Source organism: Pantoea deleyi (assembly GCF_022647325.1).
Taxonomy (GTDB): domain Bacteria; phylum Pseudomonadota; class Gammaproteobacteria; order Enterobacterales; family Enterobacteriaceae; genus Pantoea; species Pantoea deleyi.
Genome location: NZ_CP071405.1, coordinates 3,307,533 through 3,324,053, shown reverse-complemented (window position 1 = coordinate 3,324,053; position 16,521 = coordinate 3,307,533). Strand labels below are relative to the sequence as shown.

The 16,521-nt window shown below is 57.3% G+C and carries 14 protein-coding genes; 11 read left to right on the top strand and 3 right to left on the bottom strand.

Going from position 1 to position 16,521, the window contains the following annotated elements:
* Positions 1-1,284 carry a threonine synthase gene (gene thrC / locus J1C59_RS15705; RefSeq protein WP_128084664.1) on the top strand — a complete coding sequence of 428 codons (1,284 nt, stop codon included), beginning with the start codon at positions 1-3 and terminating at the stop codon, positions 1,282-1,284.
* A 48-nt stretch (positions 1,285-1,332) separates the two neighbouring features.
* On the opposite strand, the gene yaaA is transcribed toward thrC, so the two are convergent.
* Positions 1,333-2,106, bottom strand: coding sequence for a peroxide stress protein YaaA (gene yaaA / locus J1C59_RS15700; protein ID WP_128084663.1), 774 nt, complete (start codon positions 2,104-2,106; stop codon positions 1,333-1,335).
* 209 nt (positions 2,107-2,315) lie between these two features.
* On the opposite strand from yaaA, the gene tal reads away from it, so the two are divergent.
* The 3 genes from tal to J1C59_RS15685 all read left to right on the top strand — a co-directional run bounded on the left by tal (position 2,316) and on the right by J1C59_RS15685 (position 5,399).
* Positions 2,316-3,269: a transaldolase gene (gene tal / locus J1C59_RS15695; RefSeq protein ID WP_111141363.1), complete on the top strand. Its 954-nt coding sequence runs from the start codon at positions 2,316-2,318 to the stop codon at positions 3,267-3,269.
* A gap of 125 nt (positions 3,270-3,394) precedes the next feature.
* The gene (gene mog / locus J1C59_RS15690) at positions 3,395-3,982 is read left to right on the top strand and encodes a molybdopterin adenylyltransferase (RefSeq protein ID WP_128084662.1); all 588 of its coding nucleotides are present in this window, start codon (positions 3,395-3,397) and stop codon (positions 3,980-3,982) included.
* 106 nt (positions 3,983-4,088) lie between these two features.
* Positions 4,089-5,399, top strand: a complete 1,311-nt coding sequence (locus J1C59_RS15685) for an MFS transporter (RefSeq protein ID WP_128084661.1) — start codon at positions 4,089-4,091, stop codon at positions 5,397-5,399.
* Between the two features lie 28 nt (positions 5,400-5,427).
* Here J1C59_RS15685 and J1C59_RS15680 read toward each other — a convergent pair whose 3' ends face one another.
* Positions 5,428-5,841: an acetate uptake transporter gene (locus J1C59_RS15680; protein ID WP_128084660.1), complete on the bottom strand. Its 414-nt coding sequence runs from the start codon at positions 5,839-5,841 to the stop codon at positions 5,428-5,430.
* Positions 5,842-6,145: 304 nt separating this feature from the next.
* Here J1C59_RS15680 and dnaK point away from each other — a divergent pair, with 304 nt between their 5' ends.
* The 4 genes from dnaK to nhaR all read left to right on the top strand — a co-directional run bounded on the left by dnaK (position 6,146) and on the right by nhaR (position 11,628).
* Complete coding sequence (gene dnaK, locus J1C59_RS15675; RefSeq protein WP_140917031.1) at positions 6,146-8,056, top strand: molecular chaperone DnaK; 1,911 nt, start codon at positions 6,146-6,148, stop codon at positions 8,054-8,056.
* Between the two features lie 104 nt (positions 8,057-8,160).
* Positions 8,161-9,306, top strand: coding sequence for a molecular chaperone DnaJ (gene dnaJ, locus J1C59_RS15670; protein WP_128084659.1), 1,146 nt, complete (start codon positions 8,161-8,163; stop codon positions 9,304-9,306).
* A gap of 204 nt (positions 9,307-9,510) precedes the next feature.
* On the top strand, positions 9,511-10,689 hold the full coding sequence (nhaA, locus tag J1C59_RS15665) for a Na+/H+ antiporter NhaA (RefSeq protein WP_111139365.1): 1,179 nt from the start codon (positions 9,511-9,513) through the stop codon (positions 10,687-10,689).
* Positions 10,690-10,719: 30 nt separating this feature from the next.
* Complete coding sequence (gene nhaR, locus J1C59_RS15660) at positions 10,720-11,628, top strand: transcriptional activator NhaR (RefSeq protein WP_128084658.1); 909 nt, start codon at positions 10,720-10,722, stop codon at positions 11,626-11,628.
* A gap of 38 nt (positions 11,629-11,666) precedes the next feature.
* Here the strand turns inward: nhaR and rpsT are convergent, their stop codons facing one another.
* The gene (rpsT, locus tag J1C59_RS15655) at positions 11,667-11,930 is read right to left on the bottom strand and encodes a 30S ribosomal protein S20 (protein ID WP_006117633.1); all 264 of its coding nucleotides are present in this window, start codon (positions 11,928-11,930) and stop codon (positions 11,667-11,669) included.
* Between the two features lie 306 nt (positions 11,931-12,236).
* Between rpsT and ribF the strand changes: the two genes are divergently transcribed.
* From ribF to lspA, 3 genes are read left to right on the top strand one after another with little or no spacing between them, the layout of a single operon-like run.
* Positions 12,237-13,166, top strand: a complete 930-nt coding sequence (gene ribF, locus J1C59_RS15650) for a bifunctional riboflavin kinase/FAD synthetase (RefSeq protein WP_140917030.1) — start codon at positions 12,237-12,239, stop codon at positions 13,164-13,166.
* Between the two features lie 29 nt (positions 13,167-13,195).
* Positions 13,196-16,012: an isoleucine--tRNA ligase gene (ileS, locus tag J1C59_RS15645; RefSeq protein WP_140917029.1), complete on the top strand. Its 2,817-nt coding sequence runs from the start codon at positions 13,196-13,198 to the stop codon at positions 16,010-16,012.
* Positions 16,012-16,518 carry a signal peptidase II gene (gene lspA, locus J1C59_RS15640; RefSeq protein WP_128084657.1) on the top strand — a complete coding sequence of 169 codons (507 nt, stop codon included), beginning with the start codon at positions 16,012-16,014 and terminating at the stop codon, positions 16,516-16,518. The genes ileS and lspA overlap by 1 nt, the downstream gene beginning before the upstream one ends.
* Positions 16,519-16,521 lie beyond the last annotated feature (3 nt).

Below are 16,521 nucleotides of genomic sequence, written 5' to 3'. Positions count from 1 at the left end.
ATGAAACTCTACAATCTTAAGGATCACAACGAGCAGGTCAGCTTCGCCCAGGCGGTGAAACAGGGTCTGGGCTCACAGCAGGGTCTCTTCTTTCCGCTGGAACTGCCAGAGTTTGAACTGACCGACATCGACGCGATGCTGGAGATGGATTTTGTCAGCCGCAGCAGCAAAATCCTCTCGGCGTTTATTGGTGACGAGATCCCGGCCCAGCAGCTGCATGAGCGCGTGAAAGCCGCGTTTGCTTTCCCGGCGCCGGTCAAAGCGGTCAGCGAGGATATCGCCTGTCTGGAACTGTTCCACGGCCCGACGCTGGCGTTTAAAGATTTCGGCGGCCGCTTTATGGCGCAGATGCTGTCGTATGTTTCTGGTTCCGATGAGCAGATCACGATTCTGACCGCCACCTCCGGCGACACCGGTGCCGCCGTAGCGCACGCCTTCTACGGCATGAAAAACGTGCGCGTAGTGATCCTCTATCCGCAGGGCAAAATCAGTCCGCTGCAGGAGAAACTTTTCTGCACCCTGGGCGGCAACATCGAAACCCTTGCGATCGACGGCGATTTCGATGCCTGCCAGGCACTGGTGAAACAGGCGTTTGATGATGAAGCGCTGAAGAAGGCGATTGGCCTTAACTCGGCAAACTCCATCAACATCAGCCGCCTGCTGGCGCAGATCTGCTACTACTTTGAAGCAGTGGCTCAGCTGCCGCAGGAGAAACGCAATCAGCTGGTGGTCTCTGTGCCAAGCGGCAACTTTGGCGATCTGACCGCCGGTCTGCTGGCTAAATCACTGGGCCTGCCGATCAAGCGCTTTATCGCCGCCACCAACGCCAACGACACGGTGCCGCGCTTCCTGGGCAACGGCGAGTGGCTGCCTAACCAGACGGTCTCTACGCTGTCGAATGCGATGGATGTCAGCCAGCCGAACAACTGGCCGCGTGTGGAAGAGCTGTTCCGCCGTAAAACCTGGCGCCTGACCGATCTGGCCTGTGGTGCCGTCTCTGATGAGACCACCCGCGCCGCGATGCGTGAACTGGCTGAAGCAGGCTATGTGTCCGAGCCGCATGCCGCCATCGCCTGGCGTCTGCTGCGCGACCAGCTGCAGGAAGGGGAGTATGGTCTGTTCCTGGGGACGGCTCACCCGGCGAAGTTCCGCGAGAGCGTGGAGGCGATCCTGGAGCAGACGCTGACGCTGCCGCCGGCGTTAGCGGAGCGCGCCGATCTGCCGCTGCTGTCGCATAAGATGAAGGCGGATTTCGCCGCGCTGCGGGCGTTCCTGCTGAAGTAAGAGTACCCAGGGCTTCTCCGATAGGGGGAAGCCCGGCGCGCGGCGGCGTTACTGCTCCGCGCGCTTAAACACCAGCTCACTGTCGCTGCTGCTGGCGGCATCAAAACGATACCCCTCCAGATCAAACGCTTTAAGCTGCTCCGGCTTCGTCAGCTGCTGCTGAATCACAAAGCGACTCATTAGTCCGCGCGCCTTTTTGGCATAGAAACTGATGACTTTGTAGCTGCCGTTCTTCTCGTCGAGGAACACCGGCTTGATCATCTGCGCCTGCAGTTTCTTCGGCTTAACCGCCCTGAAATATTCGTCCGAGGCGAGGTTGATCAGCACCTCATCGCCCTGTTCCGCCAGCGCGGCATTCAGCGTTTCAGTAATGAGATCGCCCCAGAAGGTATAGAGATCTTTACCGGCCGGGTTCGCCAGGCGAATCCCCATCTCCAGACGGTAAGGCTGCATTAAGTCGAGCGGACGCAGTACGCCATAGAGGCCAGACAACATGCGCAGGTGCTGCTGAGCAAAATCGAAATCGCGATCGCTGAAGGTTTCAGCCTGCAGGCCGGTGTAAACGTCGCCTTTGAACGCCAGAATCGCCTGGCGGGCGTTCTGTGGCGAGAAGTCGGGCTGCCAGCTGTTAAACCGCTCGGCATTCAGGTGCGCCAGTTTGTCGCTGATGCTCATTAACGAGGCGATGCTGGCCGGGGACAGATCGCGGGCAATCTCAATCAGCTGTTGTGATTTTTCTAACAGCGCAGGCTGGGTGTAGCGCGTCGTCGCCAGCGGGCTTTCATAATCCAGCGTCTTGGCCGGAGAGATCACCATCAACATAGTCGTTTCCTCGATTAATAGCTGGATTTACAGGGCATTGGCTGCTCATCAGGGCTGGCAGTGTAGCAAAAAAGCTGCAAAGAATGACGAATCACACCTATTTGTCCGCACTATCGCAAACGGCATTCCCTGACCTTGCGCCACCGTTGCTGCGTGATATTATCGCCACAGCCTTTTTTCACACTGATAGTTAACTAAGAGAAAAGAACATGACGGACAAACTTACCTCCCTGCGTCAGCTCACCACCGTCGTCGCCGACACCGGTGATATCGCAGCCATGAAGCTGTACCAGCCTCAGGATGCGACTACCAACCCTTCTCTGATCCTCAACGCCGCACAAATCCCTGAATACCGTAAACTGATCGATGAAGCGATCGGCTGGGCGCGTGAGCAGAGCAGCAACAAAGAAGAGCAGCTGCAGCTGGTTTCTGACAAGCTGGCCGTAAACATTGGTCTGGAAATCCTTAAACTGGTGCCGGGCCGCATCTCGACAGAAGTCGATGCGCGTCTCTCTTACGACACTGAAGGCAGCATCGCGAAAGCCCGCAGCCTGATCAAGCTCTATAACGATGCCGGTATCAGCAATGACCGTATCCTGATCAAACTGGCCTCTACCTGGCAGGGTATCCGCGCGGCGGAGCAGCTGGAAAAAGAGGGCATCAACTGTAACCTGACGCTGCTGTTCTCCTTTGCCCAGGCGCGTGCCTGTGCCGAAGCGGGTGTGTTCCTGATTTCGCCGTTTGTTGGCCGTATCCTCGACTGGTACAAAGCGAACACCGACAAAAAAGAGTATGCCGCGCACGAAGATCCCGGCGTGATTTCCGTTTCTGAAATCTACAACTACTACAAGCAGCACGGCTATGAAACCGTGGTCATGGGTGCCAGCTTCCGTAACGTGGGCGAAATCATCGAGCTGGCCGGCTGCGACCGTCTGACCATCTCTCCTGCGCTGCTGAAAGAGCTGGCAGAAAGCGAAGGCACTCTGGAACGTAAACTGAGCTACAGCGGCGAAGTGAAAGCGCGTCCGGCCCGCATGACCGAGTCTGAGTTCCTGTGGCAGCACAACCAGGATCCGATGGCCGTTGCCAAGCTGGCTGAAGGTATCCGCAACTTTGCCATCGACCAGGGCAAACTTGAGAAGATGCTGGCAGAACTGCTGTAATCTGCTGACCGTGACGGCACAGGCCGTCACGGTTTTCCCTTTTGCGACCCTTTCACTTTATATTATCCTCTCTGCCAGTCCCCTTTTACTCCACCGCACCGCGGTAAAGCACAGCGAAATACATCATGAATACATTACGCATTGGCCTGATCTCAGTCTCCGATCGCGCCGCCAACGGCATCTATCAGGATCAGGGGATCCCCGCGCTGGAGAGCTGGCTCAGCAGCGCCATCAGCAGCCCGTTTGAGATTGAATCCCGCCTGGTGCCCGATGAGCAGGTGATGATTGAACAGGCGATTTGTGAACTGGTCGATGAACGCTTCTGCCATCTGGTGCTGACCACCGGCGGCACCGGTCCGGCCCGTCGCGATGTCACTCCCGACGCGACGCTGGCCGTCGCCGATCGCGAGATGCCAGGGTTTGGTGAGCAGATGCGCCAGATCAGCCTGCAGTTTGTGCCGACCGCGATTCTGTCGCGCCAGGTGGGGGTGATCCGCAAACAGTCGCTGATCCTGAATCTGCCGGGCCAGCCAAAATCGATCAAAGAGACGCTGGAAGGGCTGAAGGATGCGCAGGGCAAGGTTCAGGTGCACGGCATTTTCGCTTCTGTACCTTATTGTTTACAGCTGCTGGACGGGCCGTATGTCGAAACGCATCCGGAAGTGGTAGCAGCATTTCGGCCTAAAAGTGCCATCCGTGAGATAAATAACTAAATATTCCCCATTTCAGGCATAAGCTATAGCCCTGCTGGTGTGGCAAAAGATTGACGGTATAGTAATCGTATCTTTACAACGTTATCTCTTTTGCCTCTGGAATATTATGAATCCGACTCCTACTCAGCGCCTGACCGGTAAGGATTACCGTACGCTGGCGCTGGCCGCCCTGGGCGGCGCGCTCGAATTTTACGACTTCATCATTTTTGTCTTCTTCGCCGCCGTTATCGGCGAGCTTTTCTTCCCGGCAGATATCCCGGAATGGCTGCGTCAGCTACAGACGTTTGCCATTTTTGCTGCGGGCTATCTGGCGCGGCCGCTGGGCGGCATCGTGATGGCGCACTTCGGCGATAAGCTCGGCCGCAAAAAGATGTTCAGCCTGAGTATTCTGCTGATGGCGCTGCCGACCCTGATGATGGGCGCGTTACCCACGTGGCAGACGATCGGGATCGCGGCGCCACTGCTGATGCTGCTGATGCGGATGTTGCAGGGAGCGGCGATTGGCGGTGAAGTGCCGGGCGCCTGGGTGTTTGTCGCGGAGCATGTGCCTTATAAACGTATCGGCATCGCCTGCGGCACACTGACCGCCGGGCTGACCATCGGCATTTTACTGGGCTCGCTGGTGGCGACGCTGATCAATACGTCGATGTCTCCGCAGGCGATTCACGAGGGCGGCTGGCGTATCCCGTTCTTTTTAGGCGGGCTGTTTGGCCTGCTCGCGATGTACCTGCGCCGCTGGCTGCATGAAACACCGGTGTTTGTGGAGATGCAGCAGCGTAAAGCGCTGGCGGAAACCCTGCCGCTGAAAACGGTGCTGGCGGAGCATAAGAAATCCGTCGTCATCTCTATGCTGCTGACCTGGCTGCTCTCCGCCTGCATTGTGGTGGTGATCCTGATGTCGCCGGTCTGGCTGCAGAAGCAGCAGGGCATTGCGCCCGCGCTGACCCTGCAGGCCAACAGTATCGCCACCCTGATGCTCTGCGTGGGCTGTATCCTTGCCGGGCTGGCTGCCGATCGCTTTGGCGCCAGCCGCACCCTGTGTGTCGGCAGCCTGCTGCTGGCGATCTGCAGCTGGCAGTTTTATCACCTGACCGCTCTCTATCCGCAGCAGCTCTTCGTGCTCTATGGGCTGGCGGGGCTGAGCGTCGGGGTCGTCGGCGTCGTGCCGTTCGTGATGGTGCGTGCCTTTCCGGCAGAGGTGCGTTTTACCGGGCTCTCGTTTTCCTACAACGTCGCCTATGCGATCTTCGGCGGGCTGACCCCCATCGCAGTCTCACTGCTGATGGGGTTCTCGGTCATGGCGCCGTGCTGGTATGTGATGGCGCTGGCGCTGGCAGGCCTGATGACCGGGATCTGGCTGCGACGCGATCTCAGCCATGAACCGGTGCAGGCGCAGGAGATTAAGCCACTGTCATAAGCAACGCGGAGCCTGGCTTCGCGTGCTGTCAGGCTTCCGTGGCGTTTGCGCCAGTCGGCAGGAGGGTGCGGCCAAAGGGCTCATTCAGCACTTCACCCAGCGCCAGATAGCAGGCACTGGCCCCGCAGATCAGGCCGATCCAGCCTGCGTAAACCAGCAGCGCAGGCTGATGCAGCAGGTGGCCTGCGGGTAGCAGGATCGCCACAAAGTGCAGCCAGAACATGCCGCAGGAGGTAAAGGGCCGTCGCCCGAAGATGTTGTTCTGTTTAAACGACCGCAGACCGGCCAGCAACCGGGCCATCCCGCCATAAAAAATCCCCATCGCTAAAAGGGTCACATCCATGTCAGACAGGCCCGCGTTGTGCAGATTAAGCCAAACGGTTGTCATGCCAAATCGCATTAAGCCCGGTTGGGCAGGGTTAGCCAGCGCTGAATTTGCCACTGTTCCCCGGCAGTAAAAGGAAGGTTGATGAAATAAAAGTATCGCCGTCCGTGCGCTTAAAAGAGCAAGGCGTCACATGATATTCAGCGCGGGAAGGGGGTTCATTCACACCGGCGGGCGCTGCGGCGAAAAATTTTTTTTGATTTAACCCTTGATGCGCTTCGAAGCGGCCCCATTTACTTCTCATCGAGCGTTGTGAACGCTGCAAAAAAAGCATGTGCTGGCAGGTTGAATGCAAACAACCCGCCCACATAAAAGGTTCACAACCCAAACTTGGCAACGAATTTAAGTGGGAGATGTTTAGATGGGTAAGATTATTGGTATTGACCTGGGTACAACCAACTCTTGTGTTGCGATCATGGATGGCACCAAAGCACGCGTGCTGGAAAATGCCGAGGGCGATCGCACCACGCCTTCAATCATTGCTTACACACAGGATGGCGAAATTCTGGTCGGTCAACCGGCTAAACGTCAGGCAGTGACTAACCCGCAGAATACCCTGTTCGCGATTAAGCGTCTGATCGGTCGTCGCTTCCAGGACGAAGAAGTACAGCGTGATATCAAAATCATGCCTTACAAAATCGCCAGCGCCGACAACGGTGACGCCTGGCTGGAAGTGAAAGGTCAGAAAATGGCACCGCCGCAGATCTCTGCTGAAGTGCTGAAAAAAATGAAAAAGACCGCCGAAGATTACCTCGGTGAGCCAGTGACTGAAGCGGTCATTACCGTTCCGGCCTACTTCAACGATGCGCAGCGTCAGGCGACCAAAGATGCCGGCCGTATCGCAGGTCTGGAAGTTAAACGTATCATTAACGAACCGACGGCGGCGGCGCTGGCGTATGGTCTGGATAAAGGTCAGGGCAACCGCACTATCGCGGTCTATGACCTGGGTGGCGGTACCTTCGATATCTCGATCATCGAGATCGACGAAGTTGACGGCGAAAAAACCTTTGAAGTGCTGGCGACCAACGGTGACACCCACCTGGGTGGTGAAGACTTCGACAGCCGCCTGATCAACTATCTGGTTGCAGAATTCAAGAAAGACCAGGGCATCGATCTGCACAACGATCCACTGGCGATGCAGCGTCTGAAAGAAGCGGCAGAGAAAGCGAAAATCGAGCTCTCTTCTGCGCAGCAGACCGACGTTAACCTGCCTTACATCACGGCAGATGCGACCGGTCCTAAGCACCTGAACATCAAAGTGACCCGCTCTAAACTGGAGTCACTGGTTGAAGATCTGGTTGCACGCTCAATCGCGCCACTGAAAGTTGCGCTGCAGGATGCGGGCCTGTCTGTTTCAGACATCAACGACGTTATCCTGGTGGGTGGTCAGACCCGTATGCCACTGGTTCAGGCGAAAGTGACCGAGTTCTTCGGCAAAGAGCCACGTAAAGACGTGAACCCGGACGAAGCGGTTGCAGTCGGCGCGGCTGTTCAGGGTGGTGTACTGGGTGGCGACGTGAAAGACGTGCTGCTGCTGGACGTTACCCCGCTGTCACTGGGTATCGAAACCATGGGTGGCGTGATGACTTCGCTGATCAGCAAGAACACCACCATCCCGACCAAGCACAGCCAGGTCTTCTCAACAGCAGAAGATAACCAGTCAGCCGTAACCATTCACGTGCTGCAGGGTGAGCGTAAGCGCGCCAATGACAACAAGTCACTGGGCCAGTTCAACCTCGACGGTATCCAGGCTGCGCCACGCGGTATGCCGCAGATCGAAGTCACCTTCGACATCGATGCGGACGGTATCCTGCATGTGTCAGCGAAAGATAAGAACAGCGGTAAAGAGCAGAAAATCACCATCAAAGCCTCTTCAGGTCTGAACGACGAAGAGATCGAAAAAATGGTGCGTGATGCAGAAGCGAATGCGGAATCTGACCGTAAGTTCGAAGAGCTGGTACAGACGCGCAACCAGGGCGACCAGATTGCCCACAGCACCCGTAAGCAGCTGGAAGAAGCAGGTGACAAACTGTCTGCTGATGACAAAGCGCCAATCGAAGCCGCACTGGCCGCGCTGGAAACTGCGCTGAAAGGCGAAGATAAAGCGGAAATCGACGCGAAAATGCAGGCGCTGATGGAAGTCTCTGGCAAGCTGATGGAAGCAGCACAGCAGTCTCAGGCAGGTGCAGCGGATGCCGGCGATGCGTCAGCGAAGAAAGACGATGACGTTGTCGATGCTGAATTCGAAGAAGTGAAAGACAACAAGAAATAATTGCCCCTGACCGGGCGCGACGGCTGGCCTGACAGCCGTTGAAACCAGCACGGGCGTAGGAGATCTCTCCACGCCCGTGCGATCATGTTAAGGGCTAAATAAACATGGCGAAGAGTGATTACTACGAGATTTTAGGCGTCGCCAAATCCGCGGACGAGCGTGAAATCAAAAAGGCTTACAAACGCCTGGCGATGAAATATCACCCGGATCGTAATCCCGGTGATAAAGAGGCCGAAGCCAAATTTAAAGAGGTCAAGGAAGCGTATGAAATCCTGACCGATGCGCAGAAACGCGCGGCCTACGATCAGTATGGTCATGCGGCCTTTGAACAGGGCGGCATGGGTGGCGGTGGATTCGGCGGCGGCGGCTTCGGCGGCGGCGGTGCAGACTTCAGCGATATCTTTGGCGACGTATTCGGTGACATCTTCGGTGGTGGACGCCGTCAGCGCGCATCCCGTGGCGCCGATTTACGCTACAACATGGAGCTGTCGCTGGAAGAAGCGGTACGCGGCGTGACCAAAGAGATCCGCATTCCAACGCTGGAAGAGTGTGACGTCTGCCACGGCAGCGGTGCGAAAGCGGGTACCAAGCCACAAACCTGTTCAACCTGTCACGGTGCAGGCCAGGTGCAGATGCGCCAGGGCTTCTTTACCGTTCAGCAGGCCTGTCCGACCTGTCACGGTCGCGGCTCGGTGATTAAAGATCCGTGCAACGCCTGTCATGGTCATGGCCGCGTTGAGAAGTCGAAGACGCTGTCAGTGAAAATCCCGGCAGGGGTGGACAACGGCGATCGCATTCGTCTGAGTGGCGAAGGCGAAGCGGGCGAGCAGGGTGCACCGGCTGGCGATCTCTACGTCCAGGTTTCCGTGAAGAAACACCCTATCTTCGAACGTGAAGAGAACAACCTCTACTGTGAAGTGCCGATCAACTTTGCGATGGCGGCGCTGGGCGGCGAGATCGAAGTGCCGACGCTGGATGGTCGCGTGAAGCTGAAAGTGCCGTCAGAAACCCAGACCGGCAAGCTGTTCCGCATGCGCGGACGGGGCGTGAAGTCGGTCCGCGGTGGCGCGGTCGGCGACCTGTTATGCCGCGTAGTGGTGGAAACCCCGGTCAGCCTGAACGAGAAACAGAAAACGCTGCTGCGTGAACTGGAAGAGAGTTTTGGTGGCCCGAGCGGTGAACATAACAGCCCGCGCTCAAAGAGCTTTTTCGACGGCGTGAAGAAATTCTTTGACGATCTGACCCGCTAAGCGGTGACAGAGAAAACGGAGCCTCAGGCTCCGTTTTTTTTGCCCTTCAGGCCACATCCTCCCGGCCGTAAACCTCCCCTCTTTTCAGACCGCCTTTTCCCGACTCAGTTAAACCGAGCTAACAGCGTGGTATAAGCTGCTTTTAACGAACTATATGAGCCGTTACACTCATTCTCTTTCTATCGCTGATCAGGAAGATAAACGTTGAATAAGCCTCGCAGACTCAAAAACCTCCTAAAAAGCTTCATTGAGAGTGACGCCAGTAATGGCATGATATTAATCCTGGCGGCCGTGGCCGCCATGATTCTGGCCAACACGGCGTCGACCGCCGAAGGCTATCAGGCGTTTCTCAATGAACCTGTCCAGATCCGCTTCGGCGCACTCGATATCAGCAAAAATCTGCTGTTGTGGATTAACGATGCGATGATGGCGCTGTTCTTCCTGCTGATTGGCCTGGAAGTCAAACGCGAGCTGATGGTGGGTGAACTGGCAAGCCGCGACAAGGCGATCTTCCCGGTTATCGCCGCCCTGGGTGGCATGGCGCTGCCGGCACTGATCTTCCTCGGCTTCAACCACGGTGATGAGATTGCCCGCAATGGCTGGGCGATTCCCACTGCGACCGATATCGCTTTTGCGCTGGGCGTGCTGGCCCTGCTGGGCAGCCGTGTGCCTGCGGCGCTGAAAGTGTTCCTGATGGCGCTGGCGATCATTGATGACCTGGGGGCGATTGTGATTATCGCCCTGTTCTACACCAGCGGCCTCTCGGTGCTCTCTCTGGGTGTGGCAGCAGGGGCGATCGTGGTGCTGGCGCTGCTGAACTACTTCAACGTCCGTAAGATCTCGATCTACATCCTGGTGGGGATTGTGCTCTGGACCGCCGTGCTGAAGTCGGGCGTTCACGCCACGCTGGCGGGTGTGATCGTGGGCTTCTTTGTGCCGCTGGAGAAGCGGGAAGGGCACTCCCCTGCGGAGCATCTGGCACACGGTCTGATGCCGTGGGTGAACTGGCTGATCCTGCCGCTGTTCGCCTTTGCCAACGCCGGTATCTCACTGGCGGGGATTACAATCGGCGACGTTCTCTCACCTGAGCCGTCAGGCATCATCCTTGGCCTGTTAATCGGTAAGCCACTGGGCATTACGCTGTTCTGCTGGCTGGCCGTCCGGCTCCGCCTGGCGGTGCTGCCCGACGGCACGACCCTGCGTGACATCATGGCCATTGGGGTGCTGTGCGGCATTGGCTTTACGATGTCGATATTCATCAGTTCGCTGGCCTTTGACGCGGCCCACGAGCAGCTGGTGACCTTCTCTAAACTGGGGATTCTCACCGGCTCTCTGCTTTCCGCCGTGATCGGATACTGCCTGTTGCGGGTCAAACTGCGTTAATGGAGAGGAGGCGAAAGCCTCCTTTTTTCGATGAATCATATCAACTACAACCACCTCTACTACTTCTGGCACGCCTGCCGTGCAGGCTCGATAGCGGGCGCCGCAGAGGCGCTCTCCCTGACGCCACAGACCATCACCGGGCAGATCAAAACGCTGGAGGAGCGCCTGCAGGGCAAGCTGTTCCGGCGTCAGGGCAGGGGACTGGTGCCGACCGAACTGGGGCAGCTGGTCTTTCGCTATGCGGATCGCATGTTCATGCTGGGTCAGGAGATGCTGGACATCGTTAACTACCGCAAAGAGTCGCATCTGCTGCTGGATGTGGGCGTGGCGGATGCGCTCTCCAAACAGCTGGTCAGCAAGGTGCTGGAGACGGCGGTGGTCGCAGAGGAGAAAATCCATCTGCGCTGCTTTGAATCGACCCATGAAATGCTGCTGGAGCAGCTCAGTCAGCACAAGCTGGATATGATTATCTCTGACTGCGCCATCGACTCTACCCGCCAGGAGGGGCTGTTTTCGGTCCGGCTGGGCGAGTGTCCCGTCAGCTTCTGGTCAACCGAGCCGCTCTCCGGCCTCGCTTTCCCGGCCTGCCTGGAGTCGCGCCCGCTGCTGATCCCCGGCCGCCGCTCTATGCTGGGACGCAAGATCCTGAACTGGATCAGCACGCAGGGGCTGCAGGTAGAGATTCTGGGGGAGTTCGATGATGCGGCATTGATGAAGGCGTTTGGTGCGAGACAGAATGCGCTCTTTGTCGCACCGGCGCTGGATATCGGTCAGCGGGAGGGGATTCATGAAGCCGGACAGCTCAGCGCGGTGTCCGAGGAGTATCACATTATCTTTGCGGAGCGGATGATTCAGCACCCGGCGGTGCAGCGGATCTGCCACGCGGACTTCAGCGGTCTTTTCCCCCGCCAGAATCCGGACGAAAAAAAACCGGCGTAAGCGCCGGTTCTTTCAACAAAGCGATAAACAACGGGCGATTAAGCCAGTTTGTTGATCTGTGCAGTCAGGTTTGCTTTATAACGTGCAGCTTTGTTTTTGTGGATCAGACCTTTAGCAGCCTGACGATCCACGATTGGTTGCATTTCATTGAATGCGTTCTGCGCAGCAGCTTTGTCGCCTGAAGCGATCGCCGCGTATACTTTCTTAACGAAGGTACGCATCATAGAGCGGCGGCTAGCGTTATGCTTACGGCGTTTCTCAGATGTTACGGCGCGTTTCTTAGCTGATTTGATATTAGCCAAGGTCCAACTCCCAAATGTGTTCTATAGAGACAAATCAAAGGCCGAGGACTATGCCCTTCTAACCTGATTTTGTCAATGGATTTGTGCAAATAAGCGTCGCTCTGCGAGCAGCACTCGGTTACGTATTTGATGGCGTAAGATTCTACCAGCTTCCCCTCCCTGAATACAGTATTTAGCGACAAAATTCTTAACATGCGGCTCTGTAACAGGAAATGCAGCCCGTAAAGCATGAAAGGCGTGCTGACGGGTTAACCTGAGTCACTTTCAAGGGTATAATCCGCCGATTTCCACCGGTTTGGGCCAGCCATGAAGTTTATCCGCGGTATTCATAATCTTAACGAGCAGCATCGCGGCTGCGTTCTGACCATTGGTAATTTCGATGGCGTTCACCGTGGGCATCAGGCGCTGATTTCCCGGCTGTGTGAAGAGGGACGCAGGCTGAATCTGCCGGTGGTGGTGATGGTTTTTGAGCCACAGCCGCTGGAGCTGTTCGCCGGTGATAAAGCCCCGGCTCGCCTGACCCGCCTGCGCGACAAACTGCGATACATGGCGGAAGCGGGCGTCGATAACGTGCTGTGCGTGCGGTTTGACCGTCGCTTCGCGGCGTTGTCCGCCCAGCGCTTTATCAGCGACCTGTTAGTTGAAAAGCTGGATGTTAAGTACCTTGCGGTAGGCGATGACTTCCGCTTTGGCGCGGGACGCCAGGGCGATTTCCCGCTGCTGCAGAAAGCTGGTGCGGAGTATGGCTTCGACGTCGTCAGCACTGAAACCTTCTGCGACGGCGGCAAGCGCATCAGCAGCACCGCCGTCCGTCAGGCGCTGGCCGCAGACGATCTGGCGCTGGCGCAGTCGCTGCTGGGCCATCCTTTCACGATTTCCGGCCGCGTGGTGCACGGGGATGCGCTGGGACGCACGCTGGGCTTCCCGACGGCGAACCTGCCATTGCGCCGCAGCGTTTCGCCGGTGAAAGGGGTCTACGCGGTTGAAGTGCGGGGCCTCACGCCCGAGCCGCTGCCAGGGGTTGCCAACATCGGCACCCGCCCGACGGTAAAAGGTTTGCGCCAGCAGCTTGAAGTTCACCTGCTCGACATCAATATGGATCTCTATGGCCGTCACATTGATGTGGTGCTGAAACAGAAAATACGAAACGAGCAGCGCTTTGCCTCACTGGAGGCGTTGAAAGAACAAATTGCAGACGATGTGGTAACGGCCCGACACTATTTCGGGCTGCTTTAACCTGAGCGAAAAACGGAATCGAGAATCTGATGAGTGACTATAAATCTACCCTGAATTTGCCGGAAACGGGATTCCCGATGCGTGGCGATCTCGCCAAACGCGAACCGGGAATGTTGCAACGCTGGTATGCCGACAATCTTTACAGCATCATCCGCGAAGCCAAAAAAGGGAAAAAAACCTTTATCCTGCATGATGGCCCTCCGTATGCGAACGGCAGCATTCATATTGGTCACTCCGTTAACAAGATTCTGAAAGACGTTATCGTTAAGTCGAAAGGCATGGCGGGCTATGACGCGCCCTATGTGCCGGGCTGGGACTGTCACGGTCTGCCTATCGAGCACAAAGTGGAGCAGATGATCGGCAAGCCAGGCGAAAAGGTCACCGCAGCCGAATTCCGCGAAGCGTGCCGCAAATATGCCGCTGAACAGGTGGAAGGTCAGAAAGCGGACTTTATCCGTCTGGGCGTGCTGGGCGACTGGGATCGCCCTTACCTGACCATGGATTTCGGCACCGAAGCCAACATCATTCGCGCGCTGGGCAAAATCATCGGCAATGGCCATCTGCATAAAGGCGCGAAGCCCGTGCACTGGTGCCTGGACTGCCGTTCAGCTTTAGCCGAAGCCGAAGTCGAATATTACGACAAAACGTCACCGTCGATTGACGTGATGTTCAACGCCCTGGATACCGATGCGGTGCGTCAGGCCTTCGGTGTGGCAGACGTGAGCGGCCCGATTTCGCTGGTGATCTGGACCACCACGCCGTGGACGCTGCCGGCTAACCGCGCGATCTCCCTGCACCCTGAATTTGAGTATCAGCTGATCCAGATCGAGGGCCGTGCCCTGATCCTGGCGAAAGAGCTGGTGGAGAGCGTCATGAAGCGCGCCGGTGTCAGCGAATGGCAGGTGCTGGGCGAATGCAAAGGCGCGGCGCTGGAGCTGCAGAAATTCCAGCACCCGTTCCTGGCGATCGCGTCGCTGGTGGTGCTGGGTGAGCACGTCACGCTGGATGCCGGTACCGGTGCGGTGCACACCGCGCCAGGCCACGGCCCGGATGACTATGTCATCGGTCAGAAATATGGCATCGAAACCGCCAACCCGGTCGGTCCGGATGGCACCTATCTGCCAGGCACCTTCCCGACGCTGGATGGCGTGAACGTCTTTAAAGCCAACGACATGATCGTTGAGCTGCTGAAAGAGAAAGGCGCGCTGCTGCACGTCGAGAAACTCCTGCACAGCTACCCGCACTGCTGGCGCCACAAAACGCCGATCATCTTCCGTGCGACCCCGCAGTGGTTCATCAGCATGGATCAGAAAGGTCTGCGTGCGCAGTCGCTGAAAGAAATTAAAGTCGTGCAGTGGATCCCGGACTGGGGCCAGGCACGTATCGAATCGATGGTCGCGAACCGTCCCGACTGGTGCATCTCCCGTCAGCGTACCTGGGGCGTGCCGATGGCGCTGTTCGTTCATAAAGAGAGCGAAGAGCTGCACCCGGACACCCTGGCGCTGATGGAGAAAGTCGCGCAGCGCGTTGAGCAGGATGGGATTCAGGCCTGGTGGGATCTCGACCCGCGCGAGCTGATGGGCGACGACGCCGATCACTACGTGAAAGTGCCGGATACCCTGGATGTCTGGTTTGACTCCGGTTCAACCAGCTACTCGGTGGTCGATGCGCGTCCTGAGTTTGACGGCCATTCGCCGGATCTCTATCTGGAAGGCTCCGACCAGCATCGCGGCTGGTTCATGTCCTCGCTGATGATCTCCACGGCGATGAAGGGCAAAGCGCCTTACCGTCAGGTTCTGACCCACGGTTTCACCGTCGACGGTCAGGGCCGCAAGATGTCGAAATCGATCGGCAACACGGTGTCGCCGCAGGATGTGATGAACAAGCTGGGTGCCGATATTCTGCGTCTGTGGGTCGCCTCAACCGACTACTCGGGCGAGATGGCGGTGTCAGACGAGATCCTCAAGCGCTCTGCCGACGCCTACCGTCGTATCCGTAACACTGCACGTTTCCTGCTGGCGAACCTCAGCGGCTTCAATCCGGCCACCGATCTGGTGAAACCGGAAGAGATGGTGGTGGTGGATCGCTGGGCAGTGGGTCGTGCGCAGGCGGCGCAGGCCGATATCGTTGCCTCCTACGAAAACTATGACTTCCATGAAGTGATCCAGCGTCTGATGCAGTTCTGCTCCATCGAGATGGGCAGCTTCTATCTGGACATCATCAAGGATCGTCAGTACACCGCCAAAGGCGATGGCCTGGCGCGTCGCAGCTGCCAGACCGCGCTGTGGCATATCGTTGAAGCGCTGGTTCGCTGGATGGCACCGATCATGTCCTTTACGGCGGATGAGATCTGGGGCTACCTGCCGGGCGAGCGTGCGCAGTATGTCTTCACGGAAGAGTGGTATCAGGGGCTGTTCGGTCTGGCTGAGAACGAAGCGCTGAATGACGCCTACTGGGCCGAGCTGCTGAAAGTGCGCGGCGAAGTGAACAAGGTGATCGAGCAGGCGCGAGCAGACAAACGTATCGGTGGCGCGCTGGAAGCGACCGTCACGCTGTATGCCGATCCGGAGCTGGCCGCTAAGCTGCAGGCGCTGGGCAACGAACTGCGCTTTGTGCTGCTGACCTCCGGCGCACAGGTGGCGGATTACGCGCTGGCCAGCGATGAAGCGCAGCAGAGTGAACTGCTGAAAGGTCTGAAAATCGCGCTGCACAAGGCGGAAGGCGAGAAATGTCAGCGCTGCTGGCATTACACTACTGACGTCGGACAGAATCCGGAGCACGCTGAGGTGTGTGGTCGTTGTTATACTAACGTAGCCGGTGACGGTGAACAGCGTGAATTTGCCTGATGCGTAAACCTATTTTATCAACCGGATTGCGCTGGCTCTGGCTGGTGCTGGTAGTGATTGTTGTCGACTTCGCCAGTAAGCAGTGGGTGATGAACAACATGATGCTGCACGAAACCCAGCCGCTGATGCCGTTCCTGAATCTGTTCTACGCGCACAACTACGGCGCGGCGTTCAGCTTCCTGGCGGACAAGGGCGGCTGGCAGCGCTGGTTCTTTGCCGGTATTGCGCTGGCCATTGTGGTGTCACTGATGGTGATGATGTACCGCAATCGAGCCAGCCAGAAGATCGCCAATATCGCGTATGCCCTGATCATCGGCGGCGCGATAGGCAATCTGTTTGATCGTTCATATCATGGCTTTGTGGTCGATTTTATCGATTTCTACGTCGGTAACTGGCACTTCGCTACATTTAATATCGCCGACTGCGGCATCTGTATTGGTGCGGCACTGGTGGTGCTGGAGGGGTTTTTAAGCCCCAACAGCAAACAGGCTAAACAGAAAGGGTAAGTG

Coding starts and splice junctions, on each gene's coding strand:
- thrC (WP_128084664.1), top strand. CDS start 1: ATGAAACTCTACAATCTTAAGGATCACAACGAGCAGGTCAGCTTCGCC.
- yaaA (WP_128084663.1), bottom strand. CDS start 2,106: ATGTTGATGGTGATCTCTCCGGCCAAGACGCTGGATTATGAAAGCCCG.
- tal (WP_111141363.1), top strand. CDS start 2,316: ATGACGGACAAACTTACCTCCCTGCGTCAGCTCACCACCGTCGTCGCC.
- mog (WP_128084662.1), top strand. CDS start 3,395: ATGAATACATTACGCATTGGCCTGATCTCAGTCTCCGATCGCGCCGCC.
- J1C59_RS15685 (WP_128084661.1), top strand. CDS start 4,089: ATGAATCCGACTCCTACTCAGCGCCTGACCGGTAAGGATTACCGTACG.
- dnaK (WP_140917031.1), top strand. CDS start 6,146: ATGGGTAAGATTATTGGTATTGACCTGGGTACAACCAACTCTTGTGTT.
- dnaJ (WP_128084659.1), top strand. CDS start 8,161: ATGGCGAAGAGTGATTACTACGAGATTTTAGGCGTCGCCAAATCCGCG.
- nhaR (WP_128084658.1), top strand. CDS start 10,720: ATGAATCATATCAACTACAACCACCTCTACTACTTCTGGCACGCCTGC.
- ribF (WP_140917030.1), top strand. CDS start 12,237: ATGAAGTTTATCCGCGGTATTCATAATCTTAACGAGCAGCATCGCGGC.
- ileS (WP_140917029.1), top strand. CDS start 13,196: ATGAGTGACTATAAATCTACCCTGAATTTGCCGGAAACGGGATTCCCG.
- lspA (WP_128084657.1), top strand. CDS start 16,012: ATGCGTAAACCTATTTTATCAACCGGATTGCGCTGGCTCTGGCTGGTG.